At 65.3% G+C, this 18,465-nt stretch carries 22 protein-coding genes; 8 read left to right on the top strand and 14 right to left on the bottom strand.

Annotated elements, in window-relative coordinates:
* Window positions 1-151: 151 nt before the first annotated feature.
* Window positions 152-574, top strand: a complete 423-nt coding sequence (gene ndk / locus I6N89_RS04990; protein ID WP_076703908.1) for a nucleoside-diphosphate kinase — start codon at window positions 152-154, stop codon at window positions 572-574.
* Between the two features lie 96 nt (window positions 575-670).
* On the opposite strand, the gene I6N89_RS04985 is transcribed toward ndk, so the two are convergent.
* The 6 genes from I6N89_RS04985 to I6N89_RS04960 form a co-directional block, all read right to left on the bottom strand.
* Window positions 671-1,018, bottom strand: coding sequence for a TfoX/Sxy family protein (locus I6N89_RS04985; RefSeq protein WP_207017107.1), 348 nt, complete (start codon window positions 1,016-1,018; stop codon window positions 671-673).
* 132 nt (window positions 1,019-1,150) lie between these two features.
* Window positions 1,151-1,546 (bottom strand): hypothetical protein, encoded by a 396-nt coding sequence (locus I6N89_RS04980; protein ID WP_207017106.1) that lies wholly within the window; start codon window positions 1,544-1,546, stop codon window positions 1,151-1,153.
* Window positions 1,546-1,860: a hypothetical protein gene (locus I6N89_RS04975; protein WP_207017105.1), complete on the bottom strand. Its 315-nt coding sequence runs from the start codon at window positions 1,858-1,860 to the stop codon at window positions 1,546-1,548. Before I6N89_RS04975 ends, I6N89_RS04980 begins: the two co-directional genes overlap by 1 nt.
* Window positions 1,857-2,429 (bottom strand): RNA polymerase sigma factor, encoded by a 573-nt coding sequence (locus tag I6N89_RS04970; protein ID WP_207017104.1) that lies wholly within the window; start codon window positions 2,427-2,429, stop codon window positions 1,857-1,859. Before I6N89_RS04970 ends, I6N89_RS04975 begins: the two co-directional genes overlap by 4 nt.
* An 81-nt stretch (window positions 2,430-2,510) precedes the next feature.
* Entirely contained in the window at window positions 2,511-2,816 is a 306-nt protein-coding gene (locus I6N89_RS04965; RefSeq protein ID WP_207017103.1) for a hypothetical protein, read from the bottom strand.
* Window positions 2,817-2,872: 56 nt separating this feature from the next.
* Window positions 2,873-3,289 (bottom strand): EF-hand domain-containing protein, encoded by a 417-nt coding sequence (locus I6N89_RS04960; RefSeq protein WP_207017102.1) that lies wholly within the window; start codon window positions 3,287-3,289, stop codon window positions 2,873-2,875.
* 218 nt (window positions 3,290-3,507) lie between these two features.
* Here I6N89_RS04960 and I6N89_RS04955 point away from each other — a divergent pair, with 218 nt between their 5' ends.
* Complete coding sequence (locus I6N89_RS04955; protein ID WP_207017101.1) at window positions 3,508-4,263, top strand: heme-dependent oxidative N-demethylase family protein; 756 nt, start codon at window positions 3,508-3,510, stop codon at window positions 4,261-4,263.
* On the opposite strand, the gene I6N89_RS04950 is transcribed toward I6N89_RS04955, so the two are convergent.
* The 3 genes from I6N89_RS04950 to I6N89_RS04940 form a co-directional block, all read right to left on the bottom strand.
* Window positions 4,244-5,035, bottom strand: coding sequence for a hypothetical protein (locus I6N89_RS04950; protein ID WP_207017100.1), 792 nt, complete (start codon window positions 5,033-5,035; stop codon window positions 4,244-4,246). The genes I6N89_RS04955 and I6N89_RS04950 overlap by 20 nt on opposite strands.
* Before the next feature lie 113 nt (window positions 5,036-5,148).
* On the bottom strand, window positions 5,149-5,961 hold the full coding sequence (locus I6N89_RS04945) for a lytic murein transglycosylase (RefSeq protein ID WP_207017099.1): 813 nt from the start codon (window positions 5,959-5,961) through the stop codon (window positions 5,149-5,151).
* 127 nt (window positions 5,962-6,088) lie between these two features.
* Window positions 6,089-6,910, bottom strand: a complete 822-nt coding sequence (locus tag I6N89_RS04940) for a hypothetical protein (protein ID WP_207017098.1) — start codon at window positions 6,908-6,910, stop codon at window positions 6,089-6,091.
* Between I6N89_RS04940 and I6N89_RS04935 the strand changes: the two genes are divergently transcribed.
* Window positions 6,897-7,316, top strand: coding sequence for a hypothetical protein (locus I6N89_RS04935; protein WP_207017097.1), 420 nt, complete (start codon window positions 6,897-6,899; stop codon window positions 7,314-7,316). The genes I6N89_RS04940 and I6N89_RS04935 overlap by 14 nt on opposite strands.
* Window positions 7,317-7,402: 86 nt before the next feature.
* On the opposite strand, the gene glnA is transcribed toward I6N89_RS04935, so the two are convergent.
* The gene (glnA, locus tag I6N89_RS04930) at window positions 7,403-8,809 is read right to left on the bottom strand and encodes a type I glutamate--ammonia ligase (protein WP_207017096.1); all 1,407 of its coding nucleotides are present in this window, start codon (window positions 8,807-8,809) and stop codon (window positions 7,403-7,405) included.
* Window positions 8,810-8,870: 61 nt separating this feature from the next.
* Window positions 8,871-9,209 (bottom strand): P-II family nitrogen regulator, encoded by a 339-nt coding sequence (locus I6N89_RS04925; protein ID WP_076703943.1) that lies wholly within the window; start codon window positions 9,207-9,209, stop codon window positions 8,871-8,873.
* Window positions 9,210-9,382: 173 nt separating this feature from the next.
* On the opposite strand from I6N89_RS04925, the gene I6N89_RS04920 reads away from it, so the two are divergent.
* Window positions 9,383-10,972: an NAD(P)H-hydrate dehydratase gene (locus tag I6N89_RS04920; protein ID WP_207017095.1), complete on the top strand. Its 1,590-nt coding sequence runs from the start codon at window positions 9,383-9,385 to the stop codon at window positions 10,970-10,972.
* A gap of 260 nt (window positions 10,973-11,232) precedes the next feature.
* Here I6N89_RS04920 and I6N89_RS04915 read toward each other — a convergent pair whose 3' ends face one another.
* From I6N89_RS04915 to I6N89_RS04905, 3 genes are all read right to left on the bottom strand, one after another.
* On the bottom strand, window positions 11,233-12,660 hold the full coding sequence (locus tag I6N89_RS04915) for a TRAP transporter large permease (protein ID WP_207017094.1): 1,428 nt from the start codon (window positions 12,658-12,660) through the stop codon (window positions 11,233-11,235).
* 1 nt (window position 12,661) lies between these two features.
* Complete coding sequence (locus I6N89_RS04910; RefSeq protein WP_207017093.1) at window positions 12,662-13,459, bottom strand: TRAP transporter small permease subunit; 798 nt, start codon at window positions 13,457-13,459, stop codon at window positions 12,662-12,664.
* 76 nt (window positions 13,460-13,535) lie between these two features.
* Complete coding sequence (locus I6N89_RS04905) at window positions 13,536-14,597, bottom strand: TRAP transporter substrate-binding protein (protein ID WP_207017092.1); 1,062 nt, start codon at window positions 14,595-14,597, stop codon at window positions 13,536-13,538.
* 226 nt (window positions 14,598-14,823) lie between these two features.
* On the opposite strand from I6N89_RS04905, the gene I6N89_RS04900 reads away from it, so the two are divergent.
* The 4 genes from I6N89_RS04900 to I6N89_RS04885 all read left to right on the top strand — a co-directional run bounded on the left by I6N89_RS04900 (window position 14,824) and on the right by I6N89_RS04885 (window position 18,453).
* A complete protein-coding gene (locus I6N89_RS04900; protein WP_207017091.1) occupies window positions 14,824-15,312 on the top strand; it encodes a DUF2867 domain-containing protein in 489 nt (162 codons plus the stop codon).
* Window positions 15,313-15,498: 186 nt separating this feature from the next.
* Window positions 15,499-16,014 carry a DinB family protein gene (locus tag I6N89_RS04895; protein ID WP_207017090.1) on the top strand — a complete coding sequence of 172 codons (516 nt, stop codon included), beginning with the start codon at window positions 15,499-15,501 and terminating at the stop codon, window positions 16,012-16,014.
* A 339-nt stretch (window positions 16,015-16,353) separates the two neighbouring features.
* Complete coding sequence (locus tag I6N89_RS04890) at window positions 16,354-16,767, top strand: universal stress protein (protein ID WP_207017089.1); 414 nt, start codon at window positions 16,354-16,356, stop codon at window positions 16,765-16,767.
* Window positions 16,768-16,809: 42 nt separating this feature from the next.
* Window positions 16,810-18,453: a BCCT family transporter gene (locus tag I6N89_RS04885; protein ID WP_207017088.1), complete on the top strand. Its 1,644-nt coding sequence runs from the start codon at window positions 16,810-16,812 to the stop codon at window positions 18,451-18,453.
* Window positions 18,454-18,465: the final 12 nt, after the last annotated feature.

Below are 18,465 nucleotides of genomic sequence, written 5' to 3'. Positions count from 1 at the left end.
GGGGTGCGCGAGGGGCTGGCCCCTCGCCGCGGGCGCGCAGCGCCGCGCGGGCCGGCAAGCGAGGTCTTCCCAATCTTGCGCCTGCATGCTAACGCCCACGCCAGCGAATACCGGCCGGGCCTGACGCCCGGCTTTTCAATGGAGACCAGACATGGCCGTCGAACGTACCCTTTCGATCATCAAGCCCGATGCCACCCGCCGCAACCTCACCGGCAAGATCAACGCCAAGTTCGAGGAAGCGGGCCTGCGCATCGTCGCGCAAAAGCGCATCCAGCTGACCAAGGCGCAGGCCGGCGAGTTCTACAAGGTGCATGCGGAGCGCCCGTTCTATGACGAGCTCTGCGAGTTCATGGCTTCCGAGCCGGTCGTGGTGCAGGTGCTGGAAGGCGAAGGCGCCATCGCGAAGAACCGCGAAGTGATGGGCGCCACAAACCCGGCCGACGCCGCCGAGGGCACAATCCGCGCCGAGTTCGCCGAGTCGGTCGGCGAGAACTCGGTGCACGGCTCCGACGCGCCGGAAACCGCCGCCGTCGAGATCGCCTATTACTTCTCCGGTCTGGAGCTGGTGGGCTAAGCGCCGCCTTTCCAGGTCAGAAACACGAAACGGGCGCCGGAGAGGGCGCCCGTTTTCGTTTGTCCCAGCGAGACGCCCCGCAAGGGGCACCGAGCGTCACCCGCCTTGCAGGCGCTCGCGCGGCACGACGCCGATCTCGTCCAGCACCGCCTCGATGCCGCTGAGCGCCGCCACCCCGGCGATCTCTGCGCAGAGCGCGTCGAACCGCAGCCGCAGCGCCTCTTTCTCCTTGCCCCGGCAATCGTTCCAGGGCCGGCCCTGAAGCGCCATATGTATCACGTAATAGCCGATGAAATGCGCCTTCGTGCCCGCCCGCAGCATCCGCGCATAGGCCTCATGCGCGCCGATCTCGCGCAGGGTTTCGGCGTCGGGCACGCCGGCGCGGGCCAGCGCCGCCTCGACCGCTGGGCCGAGATTGCGGATTGAGGAGACGGGCGTGCCCATCGCGCTCAGACCTCCCCGCCGCGACGCAGGCCCGGCAACCGGATCAGAAAGGCAATGTGCGGCATGAGGGCTCTCCCGGGGCTTCGCAAGGGATTTTGCCACCCGCGCGGGCGGGGAACAAGCCCGCCAGGTTCACTCGGACCCGGCGCGGGCCGCGAGCACTTCCAGAACCACAGCCTGCACCTGCGCGATGGTGGCCTCCGCTTCACCGCGGAACACGTCCATCGCCGCCTCGACCTCGGCGCGGTCGAAGGGCTCCGCCGTGCCCGCGCTGATGATCGCGGCGCGCGCGCGGGCAAGATCGTGCAGCGCCGGGCGCAGCGTGTCGGCGTTCTCCGCCAGGGCGGCGCGCAGATCGCGGCGGACCTCTCTCGGGAACACCGCCGCCTCGGCGACCGGGCCGAGCAGCTCGCTGCGCATCGCCTTGAAGCGCAGCAGCGCGCCGGCGGTCAGGGCGTTGCCCAGCAGCGAGACCGCAAGCACCGCGATCAGCGCGATACGGCCGGAATTGCGTCGGATCCGTCCCATCACAGCCCCCCCGGAAAGCCGAGAAGCTGCGCGATGGCGCTGGCAAAGACCAGATCGTCGCCGCCAAGCGCCGGCAGGGCGGCATAGCCCAGTACAGTGGCGCCCAGCAGCAGCAGCCCATAGCCCGCCGCGACCGGGCCGGGATGGCTCAGTACCTCGGCCAGTCCCTCCGCCCGGTGAGGGCCGGTTTCCTCCTCGGCGAGCCGGCTCAGCACCGCGCGCGCCAGCATCGGGGTTTCCACCGGCATCTCGTCTTCCAGCGCCGCCGCCAGCGCGGCATCGAAGGCGCGGTCTTTGTCGTCGTCTTCCATCATGGCCTCCTCTCCTCCAATTCGTCCGGGTCGAGCTGGCGGCGCAGCGTGTTGCGCGCCCGCACCAGCAGTTGTTCCACCGCGCCGGGGCTCACCCCCATCGTGGCGGCGATCTCGGCGGTACTCATGTCGCCGGCGGCGCGCAGAAGGATCGCGCGGCGCTGGCGGTCGGGGAGCTCCGCAATGGCGGCGCGTGTATGCGCCAGCCGGTCGCGGCTCTCGTGGATGGCGGCCGCTCCGGGGCCGTCATCGCTCATCTCGTCTGTCGCTTCCAGGCCGATGAAGCGGCGGAAGCGGGTGCGGCGGCTGCGGTCGATACAATGGTTGACCGCGATCCGGTAGAGCCAGGTCGACACGGCGGCCTTGGCGGGATCGTAGCGTCCGGCGTTGTGCCAGGCCTTGAGAAAGACCTCCTGCACCACGTCTTCGGCCTCCGAGGGCGCATCGAGCATCTGCGCGGCATAGCGCGTCAGCCCCGGCCCGTAGAGCGCAACGAGCCGCCCCAGCGCCTGCCGGTCCCCTTGCGCCATGGCGGCCATCGCCGCCCGCGCGTCTTCTGCACGTTGATCCATCTGCGTCAGCTTTGGCACCGGTCCGGCGCGGGGCAAGGGCCGGCAGCCCGTCACCTTACGGCACGGGCTGCCGGAGGATCATTACTTCGTCACCAGGCGGGTGCGGGTGCCGCTCTGGCCGCCGGGGCCGGTGTTGGTGACCGTGGTCGCCGAGGCGCCGTTGCCGCTCACACGGGTGCGGTCCTTGCCCCAGGTGGCCGACTTGCCGCCGGCAGTGGTTGCCGTGGTGCTTGTCGCGCAGTTCGCGGTTCCGGCACTGCGGTCGCAGTCGCGCGATTTCTGCACAGTGCCGCCGTTGCCATTGGTCACGGTGATATTCTGCGCGGGCAGGGCGGTGGCGGTCATCAGCGGCAGGGCGAGGATGGCGAAGAAGCGAACGGTTTTCATAATGATGGTCCTTTCAGTGGGGAATAGGTTGACGTGTTCGAGTGTCTTGGTTGGGGTTACGGGCGGTAGGCGGCGAGGAAACGGGCGATGCGGTTGTATTCCGCACTGCTGATCACGCCGTCATTGTTGCGGTCGGCCATGTCGAAACCGCGCGTCTGCGAGGTGTATTCGGCCAGGGTGAGCATGCCGTCGCCATTGGCGTCCTGATCCCAGATCCGCTTGTCGGACTGCATGGTGCGCTTGCCGGGCAGGGCCTGGCGGGCGGTCTCGATCTCGGCGGCGGTGATTGTGCCGCTGCGGTCGGCGTCGATCCGGTCGAACATGGTCACCCGCAGTTGCAGGAACTCGTTGCCGTCGATCACGCCGTCGCCATTGGTGTCGAGCTGCATGAAGAGGCTGTCTTGCGCCAGCGCCGCGCCGGGGATCAGGGCCATTGCGAATGCGGCCCGGGTTATGATCTGTCTCACTGTCATCAATGTCTCCGACTGAGTGTGCTTTCACATGGGAGTACGGCGCCGGTGCGATCCCCTTACGGGCCGGTCGGATTTTTTTGCATTGGGGAGGTTTTTTCTCTCGCGCCACAGCCAAGGCGCCTGCCGGGCGCCCGGCTTTCGGGCGGCCCATGGGGCAGGGTGCCGCGTTTCATCCGCAGGCTCTTGCGGCGACGGCGGGGCGGCTCTAGGCAAAAGGCATGATCCTGCAAAACCGTCTTCCATACGATCTCGCAAGCGTGCGCCCGCTGCCCAATATCGGGCCGGTGCACATGGCTGACTGGCTGCTGGTGGACGAGGCCTATGGCGCGCAGATGGCCGAGCGCGCGCGGCTGCTCGACACCGACCGCGCGGCGGTGCTCCAGCTCGATCCCGATGCGCAGCCTGCCGCCGAAGAGCTGCTGGAGATGGTGCTTGCCAATCTACCCGAGGGCTTCGTGCGCGAAAGCGAGACGGTGATCCGGCCAGATGCCGTGCAGTTGCTGCTCGACCGCGACGATCCCATGGGCACGCTGGGACGGCTGGTGCAGGAGGATCTCTGCCTGCTGGAAAAACGCCCGGGCAGCGATGAACATGTGCTGACCGGCGCGGTGCTGTGCTTTCCGGCGGGGTGGCGGCTGACGGAGAAAATGATGCGCCCGCTTACCGCGATCCACATCCCGATCCCGGAATACGATGCAGGCATCGCAAAGCGGGTGCAGCGGCTCTTTGATGGGGTGCAGCCGGGGCGGCCGCTCATGCGGTTCAACCGGCTCTGGCAGGACGATCCGGCGTTGTTCCAGCCCGGCCCCAGGCGTGACAACAGCGAGCGCGCCAACCCCGCAACCGCGCCCTATTTCCGCTCAGAGCGGCAATGCCTGGTGCGTCTGCCGGAAACCCGCGCGGTGGTGTTCTCGATCCATACCTATGTGCTGACGCGCGCGGCTACCGAGGCGCTCAGTTCAGCAGCCCTGTGACCGACATGTCCAGCAGATCGGCGTTCTGAAGTGTTACGAAGAGCGAGGTCATGGTCAGCGCCTGGGTGGCGAGCCGGAAATCCATACCGCGTCCGAGCCCGATGACCACCAGCGCCGATGCGATGGGAAAGGACATCAGCCCCAGAAGCCCGGTCATCAGCCAGCCGGCGAATTTGAGCCGGCGCTCTTCGGGCGGTTGCTCGGCGATCCGGTCACGCACCGTCTCCACCGCCTTGCCGACCATGGTGCCCTTGCGGGTGTAGGCCGTGACCGGTGCCGGTTCGATACCCTGCTGCGCCATCGCCTTGCGGACGCTTTCCGACAGGGCGAATTCCTCTTCGTCTTCCAGCGGCGCCAGGCGTTTGCGCCGGGGCGAGACATAGGTGTGCAGGCGGATGAAATCCTCCGAACCGATCACCGTGTCGGGCGAGAACCACTCGATCCGGTCGACCCTGCAATATTCGAGGATCGCCAGAACCGTCTGCGCGAGGATGGTGGCGACCAGCTCGCCTTCGAGCCGCCCGCGCTGCCTGGCGATCAGCCGGATCGCCACATGCCGGGCAGAGCTGCTCTCGTCGTGTGCGCTGATGTCGATGCCGAAGCGGTCTGCCATGATCGCAGAGCGCTTGTTGGAGCGCAGGATCGGGCGACCGGAGGCCGTGTCGAGCCGCTTGAGCGCCGCCGCGGCGGCGCCGAGCGCTTTCTGAATGTCGAAACCTGTCGAAGCGGGAAGGATCAGCCCGGCATAGGGCTGGTCGGGAACATTCATCATCGCAACTTCTCTCAACTGTCTTGATCGCGAAGATGCAAATCGAATGCGTAGAAAATAGGGCCGAACCGGGCCAGCTTGTGGGAGTTTGCGTGGCCCGGATCAGCGTCGGGTTGTCAGCCGTCGATTTTCGCCGCCACCAGCGCGATGGCCTGCTGATAGACGGTGGCCGCGTTCCACTCGTTCAGGACGCGGAAATTCGCGGTGCCCTCGCCATAGGGCTGCCCCGGGCGCCAGCCTTTCTGGCGCAGGAAATTGGCGGTCGAGGCCAGCGCGTCGGCCTCGTTGTAGAAATCGACACGCCCGTCGCCATTGGCGTCCACGCCATAGCGCAGCGCGTTGCCGGGCAGGAACTGCGTGTGGCCCAGCTCGCCATGGAAGGCGCCTTTCTGCGAGGGCGCCAGCATGCCCCGGTCGACCATCTTCAGCGCGGCAATCGCATGCGGGGTAAAGAAGGACGAGCGGCGGCAGTCATAAGCCACCGTGGTGATGGACGAGACCACCGGCGTGCTGCCCATGGTGCGGCCAAAGCCCGTCTCCATGCCGTGGATCGCCAGCAGGATACCGGCAGGCACGCCATAGCGCTGCTCCAGCGCGGCGTAGAAGTTCGGATTGCGGTTCATCCGCTTGCGCGCCGTGGAGGCAAAGCCATCCACCGAGCCCAGGCGGATGCGGATGAAATCGTTCAGCGCGTATTTCACGCCCTTCTGGTTGCGGTCTGCATTGATTGTACCGGTGGAATACTGCGCATTCATCAGGGCCTGAATGCCCCGTTGCCCGACACCGGCGCGTTGCGCCTCGGCGGCGAATTCCCGTTTCCAGGCGTCGAAGCCACTGGCGGTATTGCCGCAGCTTGCGGCCTGCGCGGCGCTGGCGGTGACAAAAGAAAGCGCGGCGGTCGCCACGAGTTTGAAAATGAAGCGGGGCATTGGTTCGCTCTCCGAAAGTCTTGGCTTGGGAGCAAACGTTAGCTCACGGGCCGAGCGCGGCAAACTGCAAATCGGCGATAGTCCGCCGCCCGGGAGATCCGGGCGGCGGCCTTCTGCTTGTGAGCGTTCAGAAGGAAGAGAGAAGCGTTTCCGCCGCGCCGCTGCCGCCGAGAGCCAGCATGAAGACGGCCGCGAGGGCGACGGAGATGGTCGCGCTCGATCCGATGCCGCTGCGCGCCAGGCTGTGCAGCATCGCGGGGTGGGCGAGTGTGGTGAGAGAGAGAGTGGTGTCAGACGCCTCGCCCGACGTCTGGGCATTGGTTTCCGCATGGATCTCGATGATCTCGCGCGCGGCGACCGGCGAGGTCAGCGCCGCGCGCATCTGACGGCTGTGAGCCTGCTGATAGGCATCGCGGCGCGAGCCGCCCCGGCCATCCGACATCGGCACCGAGCGCGCCGCGTCGATCACCGGCAGCATCCGTGCCAGCAGAGCGTCGCCGGCCAGCCGCGGGCGCGACTGACGGCGCGGGTCGCGCCGCACGCGGCGGGGCGACGGCGCCTTGGTCTTGGCGTCGCAATCAGGGGCGAGATTGTCGAGGAACAGCGCGCGGGGCAGGCGACGGGCGCAGTCGTTCCAGACCAGATGTGTGACGGGCAGCGCCTTGACCATGCGGTAGAGGATACGCGCCAGTTTGGCACGATAGTCGGAGCCGGTGCTGTCGACGGTCAGCGAGATCAGCGTCTCGTTCTCGTCGCGGCTGGCCTCCAGGCAGCATACCGCATCCTCGGTGGTCAGGAACAGCGTCTCGGACGAGACCGCGTGGCTGGCAGATACGGGACGGTTCTGGCTGGCAAGCGCGTCGCTCAGAAGCGTGGCAATACGGTCGAACGCAACATGCGTTTCAGGGGCAAACACAAGACGGGCGGTACAACTGGTGACAGTGGTCATTCTCCGGCTCCTCAACTTGGTTTTACATTTCGTTAAGAACAACCTCTCCGGGAATTGGGGAAAGATTCTGGTCGGGATGAGATGTCCCTGTGCCGGGTTTGCCCCAATTCCGTCGTTCTGCGGCGTAAAGCGGCGATATCACCTGAAATTATGTCGAAACCGCCATATTCCCGGGCCGGTTGTTCATCTGTTGCCCTATTCACAGGGCGAAATGAGCAGTATTGATGCTATTTCGCGTCATGCAGGGGCGAAATCTGACACGAAATTAGAGGCCACCTTTTATAGCCCCGCTGCGGCGGTGGTGCGTCGGTGGAAACAGTATCTGACGATTTCCGGAACCGATGCCCAAAGGGCGATAATTGTCTTGAAAACATTACACGATTCCGTGCGGATTTCCTCGTTTTGAGGCGATTGCGCATCGGATTCGCAACACGGTGAAACGAAAAAGGGCGCCCCGAGGGGCGCCCTTTCGATCCCTGTCGGACCGTTGGATCAGCAGCTGTAATACAGCTTGAACTCGACCGGGTGCGGGGTCATCTCGTATTGCTCGAGCTCTTCCATCTTCAGGTCGATATAGCCTTCGATCTGGTCTTTGGTGAACACGTCGCCTGCGAGCAGGAAGTCCATGTCGGCCTTCAGCTCGTCGAGCGCTTCACGCAGCGAGCCGCAGACCGTCGGGATGCCTTCGAGCTCTTCCGGCGGCAGATCGTAGAGGTTCTTGTCCATGGCTTCGCCCGGATCGATCTTGTTCTTGATGCCGTCGAGGCCGGCCATCAGGAGCGCCGAGAAGCACAGATACGGGTTTGCCGAGGGGTCGGGGAAGCGGGCTTCCACACGCTTGGCCTTGGGCGATTCCGCCCACGGGATTCGCACGCAGCCGGAGCGGTTGCGGGCCGAATAGGCACGCAGAACGGGCGCTTCGAAACCCGGGACCAGACGCTTGTAGGAGTTGGTCGAGGGGTTGGTGAAGGCGTTCAGCGCCTTGGCGTGGGTCAGCAGGCCGCCGATGAAATACAGCGCTTCCTGGCTCAGATCGGCGTATTTGTCGCCCGCAAAGAGCGGCTTGCCGTCTTTCCAGATCGACATGTTGACGTGCATGCCGGTGCCGTTGTCGCCGGCGATGGGCTTCGGCATGAAGGTTGCCGATTTGCCATAGGCCTGCGCCACGTTGTGAATGATGTACTTGTATTTCTGAAGCTCGTCCGCCTGCTTGGTGACGGTGCCGAAGATCAGACCCAGCTCATGCTGGCAGGACGCCACCTCGTGGTGGTGTTTGTCGACTTTCATGCCGATACGCTTCATGGTCGAGAGCATCTCGGAACGCAGATCCTGCGCGTCGTCCACCGGGTTGACCGGGAAATAGCCGCCCTTGACGCCCGGACGGTGGCCGGTGTTGCCCATCTCGTATTCGGTGTCGGTGTTCCAGGCCGCGTCGAGCGCGTCGACCTCATAGGACACCTTGTTCATCGCAACGGAGTATTTCACGTCGTCGAACAGGAAGAATTCCGCTTCCGGACCCATGAAGGCGGAGTCGCCGATGCCCGAGGAGATCAGGTAGGCCTCGGCCTTCTGCGCGGTGCCGCGCGGGTCGCGCTCATAGGGTTCGCCGGTGTCGGGCTCGACCACCGAGCAGTGAATGCAGAGGGTTTTCTCGGCATAGAACGGGTCGATATAAACGCTTTCGGTATCGGGCATCAGTTTCATGTCCGACGCTTCGATCGACTTCCAGCCGGCAATGGACGAGCCGTCGAACATGAAGCCTTCCTCGAGGAAGTCCTCATCGACCTCGTCGGCGATGACCGTTACGTGCTGGAGCTTGCCGCGCGGATCGGTGAAGCGGATGTCGACATATGCGACCTCCTCGCTCTTCATCAATTCGAGAACGTCCTTGATGCTCATTCCCTTCTTCCCTTTCTGTGACGTGATACTTTTTTGGGTCCGGTTGGTTGCGTGCGGCCGCTCAGAGCGCGTCCGAGCCGGATTCGCCGGTGCGGATCCGGATGGCCTGTTCCACGGGGCTCACGAAGATCTTGCCGTCGCCGATTTTGTCGGTCTTGGCGGCCGAGATGATTGCCTCGATGGCGGCGTCGACCTGATCGTCGTCCAGAACCACCTCGATTTTCACCTTGGGCAGGAAGTCGACCACGTATTCCGCGCCACGATAGAGCTCGGTATGGCCCTTCTGGCGGCCGAAGCCCTTCACTTCGAGGACCGAAAGACCCTGGATGCCCGCATCCTGAAGCGCTTCTTTCACTTCGTCGAGCTTGAACGGCTTGATGATCGCCTCGACCTTTTTCATGGTCCCTGTCTCCTCGTAATCCCGTGTCGGACCCTGCCAGATCACTTCTGTTCGGCGCCCACAATCGGATAGGCTACCGGGGCAGGGGGTGCATAGGGGGATTCCTACATCCCGCATAAATTTTGTGCAATCCGCCATTTTGACGGGCAAAATGAAAACACGGGGAAACGGGCATGGCAGAGCTTCTGACGGCGGCGCAGATGCGGGCAATCGAGACGGCGGCGATGGCCTCGGGAGAGGTCAGCGGGCTGGAGCTGATGGAGCGCGCGGGCGCCGGTGTCGTGGCGGCGATTATGCAGGAATGGCCTGAACTTGACGCCGCAGCGCAGCGCGCGCTGGTGCTTTGCGGGCCGGGCAATAACGGCGGCGACGGCTTTGTGATCGCGCGGCTTCTGGCGGAGCGCGACTGGGAGGTGGAGGTCTGTCTCTACGGCGATGCCGACCGCCTGCCGCCGGATGCGCGGGCGAATTGCGAGCGTTGGTGCGAGATCGGCGAGGTCTTGCCGCTGGAGCCGGATCTGGAGCCGTCCTCCAGCGGCGCGGCGCTTGTGGTGGACGCCCTGTTCGGCACCGGGCTCACCCGGCCGATCCGCGGGCTGGGGCTGACGCTGCTGGATCTTGCCGAGCCGCGCGGTCAGGGCGGGCGCGGCGGCGCGACGCCGAGAATTGTTGCGGTCGACCTGCCGAGCGGGCTGTGCAGCGACAGCGGGCGGGTGCTGCGCGACGCCGATTTCGTAGGCCTGCCGGATCGGCTGGAGGCGGCGGCGGCGCGGGCGGATCTGACCGTGACGTTTCACGCCCGCAAGCTCGGCCATGTGCTGGCCGAGGGGCCGGAGCTTTGCGGCAAGGTGGTGGTGGCGCCGATCGGGCTCGACGCCCGGCGGGCGCGGCCTGCGCGCCGGGAGCGCGCCGAGGAGGTGACCGGGCCGGGCGCTCTCGGCAAGGCGGGCAGCGGGCACAAATACAGCCACGGCCACGCGCTGGTGCTGAGCGGCGGGTTTGGGCGCACCGGCGCGGCGCGGCTGGCGGCGCGCGCGGCGCTGCGGGTGGGGGCCGGGCTGGTGACGCTGGGCGCGCCTGGGGCGGCGCAGATGGAGATCGCCGCGCAGATCACCGCGCTGATGCTGCGCCGGGTGGAGGAGGCCGAGGATCTCGCCGCACTGCTCGGGGATGCGCGGCTCAACGCGCTCTGCCTCGGGCCGGGGCTGGGGCAGGAACGGGCGCGCGATCTGGTGCCGGTGGCGCTGGAGAAGGGCCGCGCGGTGCTGCTCGACGCCGATGCGCTCTCGGCCTTCGCCGGAGATCCCGACGAGCTGTTCGACATGCTGCACGAGGGCTGCGTGCTGACGCCGCATGGTGGCGAGTTCGCGCGGCTGTTTCCGGATCTGGCGGAGCAGCTCGCCGCGCGGCCCGCGACCGGCCCGGCCTTTTCCCGAGTCGATGTCGCGCGCGAGGCGGCGCGGCAGGCGGGCTGCACGGTGCTGCTCAAGGGCCCCGACACGGTGATCGCGGCGCCGGACGGGCGCGCCTCGGTGCATGCGGCGGTGGGGGCGCGGTCGGCGCCCTGGCTGGCAACGGCCGGGGCGGGCGACGTGCTGGCGGGGCTCATCGCCGGGCTGATGGCGCGCGGGCTGCCGCCGTTCCAGGCGGCCTGTTCTGGTGCCTGGCTGCATGTGGAGGCGGCGCTGGCCTTCGGGCCGGGGCTCATCGCCGAGGATCTGCCCGAGGCGCTGCCAGGGGTGCTGCGCGGGTTGGTGGGGTAAGCGACAGGTGCGGTGGGCAGATTGCCCACCCTACGAACGGTGCCCGGGCGCGGAACAAGGCCGAAGGCCGCCGCGCCATCGCCGGCCCGTCCGGGCGGGCTGGCGATTTTGTGACGTTAGAGCCGCCTGATGAGGTCATTCGGACTTGGCCGGGATAAATCGAGAGGTTCGGGTGCCGGGCCGCCAGCACACGGGCCGGCGACAGCGCGGCGCGTTCACACCCCGTAGGGTGGGCAATCTGCCCACCGCACTGGCCAGGCTCAATCCCCATAGGCCACCGACGGCAGCCAGGTCGTCAGAGCCGGGAACTCGAACACGATAAACAGCCCCAGCAGCTGCAACAGCACAAAGGGGATGATGCCGCGATAGATATGCGCCAGCGACACGCCCGGCGGGCAGACGCCCTTGAGGTAAAACAGCGCGAAGCCCACCGGCGGCGTCAGGAACGAGGTCTGCAAGGTCACCGCCACCAGAATGGCGAACCACACCACCTGCGGGTCGCGCACCTGATCGAAGCCCGGCACCGCCAGCTCCAGCCCCTGAATGATCGGCAGCATCAGCGGCATGATGATTATGGTGATCTCGATCCAGTCGAGCAGAAAGCCCAGGCAAAACACGATGAACAGGATGAAACTCACCGTCAGATAGGGGTTGTCGAAGGCCGACAGCACCAGGGTCTGCACGATCTCGTCGCCACCATAGCGCCGCAGCACATAGGCGAAGAAATTCGCCGCCAGAAAGATCCCCACGATGTAACCGGAGGTGTTCAGCGTCGAGCGCGCCACCTCGCGGAATACCTTCCAGTTCAGCTTTCGGGCAAAGACCGCCAGCAGCGTCGCGCCCATGGCGCCGAGCCCCGAGGCCTCGGTCGGCGTCGCCAGCCCCACAAAGATCGAGCCCAGCACCAGCAGGATCAGGAACATCGGCGGCACCACCGCCACCAGCACCTCGCGCAGCTCCGCCCAGCCGACACGCTCGGCGCGTTCCGGCGCGGGCATCGCGTCGGGCGAGATGAACCCGTAGATCACGATGAAGACGATATAGAGCGCCCCCAGGATCAGCCCGGGAAACAGCGCCCCCATGAACAGATCGCCCAGCGAAATCGCCAGCTGGTCGGACATGATCACAAGCATGATCGAAGGCGGGATGAGAATGCCCAGCGTGCCGGCGCTGGCGATGGTGCCGGTGGCGATGGGCTTGGAGTAGTTCTGCGCCATCATCGCGGGCAGGGCCATGACGCCGAGCAGCGTGACCGAGGCGCCGATCACGCCGGTAGAGGCCGCGAGGATGATGCCGATCAGCATGACGGTCAGCGACAGCCCGCCGCGCAGGGAGCCGAAGAGCTTTTGCATCGCATGCATCATGCGCTGCGCCACGCCGGACTGATCCAGCATCAGCCCCATATAGATGAACATCGGCAGCGCCACGAGCACAGGGTTCTTGATCGTGTTGCCGAATATCCGGCCCGAGAGCGCCTGCAACTTACGGTAATCGATGCCGGTGCGGTCGAACTCGATGATGCCCTTGAAGACATTGCGATAGGGATCGAGCGCGATCTCGGCCACCAGCACAAAGATCAGGCTGACGCCGACCAGCGCGAAGGCCACCGGAACGCCGCGAAAGAGCAGCCAGATGAAGGTGGCGAACATCGCCGCCACGGCGATCTCATTGACCGTGAGCCACTCCATCTCAGGCCTCCTTGCGGGCGAAAAGCCGCGCGATCACGATGGCGGCGACGGTCAGGACCAGCGCCGCAAGCACCGTCCAGCGCATCTCGTGCTGGCCGAATTCCAGTTCGCCAAAGATCGGCAGCCGACCGACATCGCGGGCGCTCATCTCCGGGTCGCGGGTGGCGTAAAGGATGCCGAAGCAGCTATAGTAGAACGTGAGATTGATGGCGTAAGCAACGGAGGGAAATGCGAAAAGCATCTGTTTCCAGAGTAAGGGTGCGGTCAGTTTCGACAGCAGCCGCACATAGGTCGACCAGACCGCGACAGCGATGAAGACAAAGCTCACATTCATGAAGCTCTTGAGCAGCCAGAGCTTGTGCAGCCCGTTGGGGCTGTCGGATCCCTCATCGGCGCGGATCGAGGTCAGCGCGTAATCGAGCGTCACATCCCAGCACAGGATGATGAAGGGCAAAAACAGCCAGACCAGCGCAAAGATATCGGTGACGATGCGCTTTCTCTGCGCGAAATTGTCGTAGAAGATATCCACCCGCACATGGCTGTTGGTGGTGACCGCATAGCCGATCCCCATCAGCACGGCGGCGCCGTAAAGCCACCATTGCAGATCGTCGAGCCAGGCCTGATTGTGCCCGGCCTGCCGCAGCACCACCTGCGCGCAGATCGCCACCATCAGGATCGGAAACAGCCAGGCGGCCAGGTTGGAGATCCGGATGACGGCCCGGTCGCCGCGATTCTGCTCGTTCCGCCCGATCTCTCCCGGATCGGAAATCGCGGCAACGACCTCGTGTTGCTCGGCCATCGCGCCTGCCTCCCTCGCGCAAGTCAAGAAACCGGGGCGGACGCGCCGCCCCGGCCGGTGTCAGCGTCGCGGCGGCTTACTGTCCGGCGACCGAGAGATAGGGGCGCGGCAGGTAGATATTGTTGCCCCAGAGCTTGTAGCCCTCGCGGAATTCCTGAAGATCGGCCCAGACTTCGGCGAAGAACTCGTCTTCCGCCGCCAGCTCGTCGGCCACTTCCAGCCAGGCGCGCTCGAACTGCTGAAGCTGCTCTTCGTTCCAGTTCTTGATCTGCACGCCGTGTTCCTCGACGTTTTCCTTCATCGCCGGGAAGTTCTTGGCCTCGCCCTCGGCGAAGTTGTCGGCGAGGTTGGCCATGCAGGCAATCTCGATCTGGTTCTGGGCGGTCTCGTCCAGGTCTTCCCACTTGTCCTTGTTGATCAGCAGCTCGAACATGGTCGAGGGCTGATGCCAGCCGGGGAAGTAGTTGTATTTCGCGATGTTGTAGAAGCCGAGATTGGCATCGACCAGCGGCATCGAAAATTCGGTCGCGTCGATGGCGCCGCGCTCCAGCGCCGGGAAGATGTCGCCGCCCGCCAGAAGCGAGGTCGAGACGCCCAGCTTGGCCATGACTTCGGCGCCGAGCCCGAAGAAGCGCATGTTGAGCCCCTTGAGATCGTCCATCGAGTTGATCTCTTTCTTGAACCAGCCGGAGGTCTCGGGCGCGTACATGCCGCAGAGGATGACCTTCACGTTGTAGCCGTTGTCATCGTACATCTGCTGGAAGTACTTCATGCCGTCGTCGTAGAGCATCCACGCCAGCATCTCGCCGGGCTCGGGGCCGAAGGGCACGGCGGCAAAGAGCCCGGCGGCGTTCATCTTGCCCTGCCAGTAGCCGGAGGTCGAATAGGCGGCATCGACAGACCCGTTCGAGGTGGCATCCAGCATCTCCAGCGCCGGCACCAGCTCGCCGGGGTTGAAATGCTCGAATTCCACTTCGGTGGAGATCGAGTTGATCTTTTCGACGAAATTGACGGATGCGGTGCCGAGGATCGGCAGGTTGTTCGCATAGCCGCTGGTCATTTCGAACAGCTCCTGTGCCGAGGCGGCGCCCGACATGGCGAACGAAGCGGCAACGGCCGCCGCGAGGGTCGTTTTCATTTTGGTCTCCTCCCTGATGAGCGCCCCCTCCCAAGGGCGCGTGGCGGGCCGGGGCCTGCCAGTGTTCGGACGCTAACGGAGCCGTGATCGGCTGTGAATACCCAATAATGCGTAAGCCCGCGCCGATGCCGCCACGTCGGGCAGCGTGTCGCATGTCGCCGCCGGGCGGCCCCGGCTAGCGTCTGGCGCGGGCATTGCGCGCGTTGCGGCGAGGGAAGGAAAGACCATGATCCTGCACGGGGACACCCATCTGCTGCGGCCGCCCGAGGAGCTCGACTATCATGACACGCGTGTGCTGGCGCTGCCGCATCCGCTCACTGCGGTCGAGGCGTGGAACCTTATGGTCGCAGAGCCACTGCCGGTGATGCGGACGGCCTTTGCGCTGCGCGATGCGATCTCCGCGCGGTTCGGCGTGAAGCGGATCGGCGGGTTTTCCGGTCGGCAGGCGCAGACCGTGCAGGTAGGGGACCGGCTGGATTTCTTTCTGGTCGAACATGTCTCTGATGAGGCGCTGGTGCTGACCGAGCGCGACCGGCATCTCGACGTGATGACCACGATCACCACGAGCGGCGCGTGCCTGACGGTCACCTCGTCGGTGGTGACGCACAATCTCTTCGGACGGGCCTATATGCTGCCGGTCGGGTTTGCGCATAAGGTGATCGTCAACGCCCTGCTGCGCCGCGTCGCGGGGCGGCTGCGGGCCGGCGACGCGTGATAGCCGCCCCCGCGCGGCATGCCGGGGGGCTGGCGCACAAAGCGGCGCGCGTGCTCCGCCGAGAGGTGCTCGGGGCCAGGACGCTTGCAGAGCGATGGGGTTTCCGCTTCAGTACCAGACGATTGGATGTCCAGGGCCACGCCGCTGCGCGGGGCGTTGCGCCGCGAACCACCGGAGCCGGAACCGATGCTGAGCCCTGATCTTGCGCTGAGCCTGGCGCGCTTCAACGCCTGGCAGAACCGTCAGATGAAGGACGCGCTCGAAACCTTGCCCGAGGCAGAGCTGCGCGCCGAGCGCGGAGCGTTTTTCGGCTCGATCTTCGCCACGGTGAACCATCTGCTTTGGGGCGACCGGATCTGGATGAGCCGTTTCGCCAACTGGCCGGCGCCCGAGGGCGGGATTGCGCAGAGTGTCGAGATGACGCCGACCCTTTCGGTCTGGAGCGCCGAGCGGTTCCGGGTGGATTCGCGCCTGATCCTCTGGGCCGAGGCGCTGGGATCGCTCGACCTCAAGGGCGATCTGCGCTGGTATTCCGGCGCCACCGGGCGCGAGCAGGTTAAGCCGCTGGGGCTATGCGTGGCGCATATGTTCAATCACCAGACCCATCACCGGGGGCAGGTGCATGCGATGGTGACGGCAGCGGGCGGCGTCGGCTGGACGAGCGATCTGGCCTTCATGCCGGAAGCGGGCCCCTGGCTCTGAATGGCGCGGAACCGGGCAGACACCGGTTTTTTGTCGAGCCGATGCATCGCCCAAAAGCGACGCTTTCTGAGCGGAATGCGTCGCAACCCTCTGCGAAAATTTGGTTTTACCGACGCCGAAATGTCGTTTTCGAGCGTTTTACCGGCGCGTCGGTTTGCACCTCCCCTCACTTTCGCGTTAGCTTTGTGTTAATGCGGGGTGACTGAGGCCGCGCAGGACAGACAGGGCGAAGGCCCGGTTCTTGCGCGGGCCAGCCCCGCATCTTTCTTTGCCGGAAGCCGGTCTTTGCCTGAAGAACGTGCCGGGACGAACCCGGCGGTACAGGAAAAGGAGGGATCCTTGTTCGAACGTATTATGGTGCCGGTGGACCTGGGCCATGCGGAAAAGCTGGAAAAAGCCCTGCTTTGCGCGGCCGATCTGGCGGCGCATTACGGCGCGACGGCGGTCTATGTGGGGGTGACCACGGAACAGCCTTCGTCGATCGCCCGCACACCGGCGGAATATGGCGAGAAACTTGCGGCCTTCGCTGCGGAGCAAGGTGAGCTGCGCGGCATCGCCACCGACTCCAAGGCTTATGCCAGCCACGATCCGAGCATCGACCTCGATCCGACGCTGCTGAAGGCGGTGAAGGAGACCGGGGCGGATCTGGTGGTGATGGCAAGTCACATTCCCAATGTCGCCGACCGCTTCTGGCCCGCAAACGGGGGCAGCATCGCCACCCATGCGGATGTGTCGGTGATGCTCGTGCGCTGAGGCGCACGAGACCAACAGAACAACAATAGGGAGTTTCGTGCCATGAGTGACACGAGCGACGACCAGGGTATCCCCGCGCCGGAAGGCACGGCGGATATCATCGACACCGATTACACGATCGGTCAGGACAATATCGAGACCCAGATCGGCCCGTTCGGGATGGACATTCACAACCCGGTCTTTCTGATCTCGGGTCTCGCGATCATTGCCTTTACCTTTTACACGCTGGCGCTGCCGGAGCAGGCGGGCAATGTCTTCAGCTGGCTGTTCGACAGCGTGACCAAAGGCTTCGACTGGTTCTTTCTGGGCGCGGCCAATATCTTCGTCATCTTCTGCCTGCTGCTGATCGTGACGCCGGTGGGCAAGGTGCGGCTCGGCGGGGCGGATGCGACGCCGGATTACAGCTATATGGGCTGGTTCGCGATGCTCTTCGCCGCCGGCATGGGCATCGGCCTGATGTTCTATGGCGTGTCCGAGCCGATGAGCCATTTCTCCTCCTCCTTCGGTGGCACGGCCGTTGGCGAGGACGGGGTACGCACCGACTGGGCGCCGCTGGGCGCCGCGGCGGGCGACGAGCTGGGCGCGACGCGGCTGGCCTTTGCCGCGACGATCTTCCATTGGGGGCTGCACCCCTGGGCGATCTACGCGGTGGTGGCGCTGGCGCTTGCGCTGTTCTCCTATAACAAGGGGCTGCCGCTGACGATCCGCTCGGCCTTCTACCCGGTGCTCGGCGAGCGCGTCTGGGGCTGGTGGGGCCATATCATCGACGTGCTGGCGGTGTTCGCGACGCTGTTCGGCCTGGCGACCTCGCTGGGCTTCGGGGCGACGCAGGCGAACGCGGGCCTGAACGAGCTGTTCGGCATTCCGGTGGGCTCGACCACCGAGGTGATCCTGATCTCCTGTATCACCGCCATCGCGCTGATTTCGGTGCTGCGCGGCCTCGACGGCGGGGTGAAAATCCTCTCCGAGATCAATATGGGGCTCGCGTTCCTGCTGCTGATCTTTGTGCTGCTGGTTGGGCCGACCGTGGCGCTGCTGACCGGTTTTGTCGATTATCTGGTGGCCTATCTCGAATACCTGCCGGCGCTGTCGAATCCGGTCGGGCGTGAGGACGTGAACTTCATGCAAGGCTGGACCTCGTTCTACTGGGCCTGGTGGATTTCCTGGTCGCCCTTCGTCGGCATGTTCATCGCGCGGGTGTCGCGCGGGCGCACCGTGCGGGAATTCGTGGTCTGCGTGCTGCTGATCCCCTCGCTGGTCTGCGTGCTGTGGATGAGCATCTTCGGCGGTGCGGCGATCCATCAGGTGCTGGCCGACGGCTACACCGCCGCGCAAGAGGCCTCGCTCGAGCTGAAGCTCTTCAAGATGCTCGACGCGCTGCCGCTGACCGGGATCACTTCGATTGTGGGCATCGTGCTGGTCATCGTGTTTTTCGTCACCTCGTCGGACTCGGGTTCGCTGGTGATCGACACGATCACGGCGGGCGGCAAGGTCGACGCGCCGGTGCCGCAGCGGGTGTTCTGGTGCATCTTCGAGGGCGCCGTGGCCATCGTGCTGCTGCTTTCGGCGGGCGGTCTGTCCTCGCTGCAATCCATGGTGATCTCGACGGGTCTGCCGTTCACGGTGGTGCTGCTGATCATGTGCTTTGCGATCTGGCGCGGGCTGCTGGCGGAACGCCGGGCCTGACACCTGTCAGCC

The sequence above is a fragment of the Salipiger abyssi genome (assembly GCF_017311415.1).
In the GTDB taxonomy this organism is placed as follows: domain Bacteria; phylum Pseudomonadota; class Alphaproteobacteria; order Rhodobacterales; family Rhodobacteraceae; genus Salipiger; species Salipiger abyssi_A.
Note: the sequence above shows the minus strand (reverse complement) of the source record. Positions and strands in the feature narration are given on the sequence as shown.

Coding starts and splice junctions, on each gene's coding strand:
- I6N89_RS04915 (WP_207017094.1), bottom strand. CDS start 12,660: ATGGAGTGGCTCACGGTCAATGAGATCGCCGTGGCGGCGATGTTCGCC.
- I6N89_RS04910 (WP_207017093.1), bottom strand. CDS start 13,459: ATGGCCGAGCAACACGAGGTCGTTGCCGCGATTTCCGATCCGGGAGAG.
- I6N89_RS04980 (WP_207017106.1), bottom strand. CDS start 1,546: ATGGGACGGATCCGACGCAATTCCGGCCGTATCGCGCTGATCGCGGTG.
- I6N89_RS04965 (WP_207017103.1), bottom strand. CDS start 2,816: ATGAAAACCGTTCGCTTCTTCGCCATCCTCGCCCTGCCGCTGATGACC.
- I6N89_RS04895 (WP_207017090.1), top strand. CDS start 15,499: ATGCTGAGCCCTGATCTTGCGCTGAGCCTGGCGCGCTTCAACGCCTGG.
- I6N89_RS04985 (WP_207017107.1), bottom strand. CDS start 1,018: ATGGGCACGCCCGTCTCCTCAATCCGCAATCTCGGCCCAGCGGTCGAG.
- I6N89_RS04920 (WP_207017095.1), top strand. CDS start 9,383: ATGGCAGAGCTTCTGACGGCGGCGCAGATGCGGGCAATCGAGACGGCG.
- I6N89_RS04900 (WP_207017091.1), top strand. CDS start 14,824: ATGATCCTGCACGGGGACACCCATCTGCTGCGGCCGCCCGAGGAGCTC.
- ndk (WP_076703908.1), top strand. CDS start 152: ATGGCCGTCGAACGTACCCTTTCGATCATCAAGCCCGATGCCACCCGC.
- I6N89_RS04950 (WP_207017100.1), bottom strand. CDS start 5,035: ATGATGAATGTTCCCGACCAGCCCTATGCCGGGCTGATCCTTCCCGCT.
- I6N89_RS04945 (WP_207017099.1), bottom strand. CDS start 5,961: ATGCCCCGCTTCATTTTCAAACTCGTGGCGACCGCCGCGCTTTCTTTT.
- I6N89_RS04940 (WP_207017098.1), bottom strand. CDS start 6,910: ATGACCACTGTCACCAGTTGTACCGCCCGTCTTGTGTTTGCCCCTGAA.
- I6N89_RS04970 (WP_207017104.1), bottom strand. CDS start 2,429: ATGGATCAACGTGCAGAAGACGCGCGGGCGGCGATGGCCGCCATGGCG.
- I6N89_RS04925 (WP_076703943.1), bottom strand. CDS start 9,209: ATGAAAAAGGTCGAGGCGATCATCAAGCCGTTCAAGCTCGACGAAGTG.
- I6N89_RS04955 (WP_207017101.1), top strand. CDS start 3,508: ATGATCCTGCAAAACCGTCTTCCATACGATCTCGCAAGCGTGCGCCCG.
- I6N89_RS04975 (WP_207017105.1), bottom strand. CDS start 1,860: ATGATGGAAGACGACGACAAAGACCGCGCCTTCGATGCCGCGCTGGCG.
- I6N89_RS04885 (WP_207017088.1), top strand. CDS start 16,810: ATGAGTGACACGAGCGACGACCAGGGTATCCCCGCGCCGGAAGGCACG.
- I6N89_RS04905 (WP_207017092.1), bottom strand. CDS start 14,597: ATGAAAACGACCCTCGCGGCGGCCGTTGCCGCTTCGTTCGCCATGTCG.
- I6N89_RS04960 (WP_207017102.1), bottom strand. CDS start 3,289: ATGACAGTGAGACAGATCATAACCCGGGCCGCATTCGCAATGGCCCTG.
- glnA (WP_207017096.1), bottom strand. CDS start 8,809: ATGAGCATCAAGGACGTTCTCGAATTGATGAAGAGCGAGGAGGTCGCA.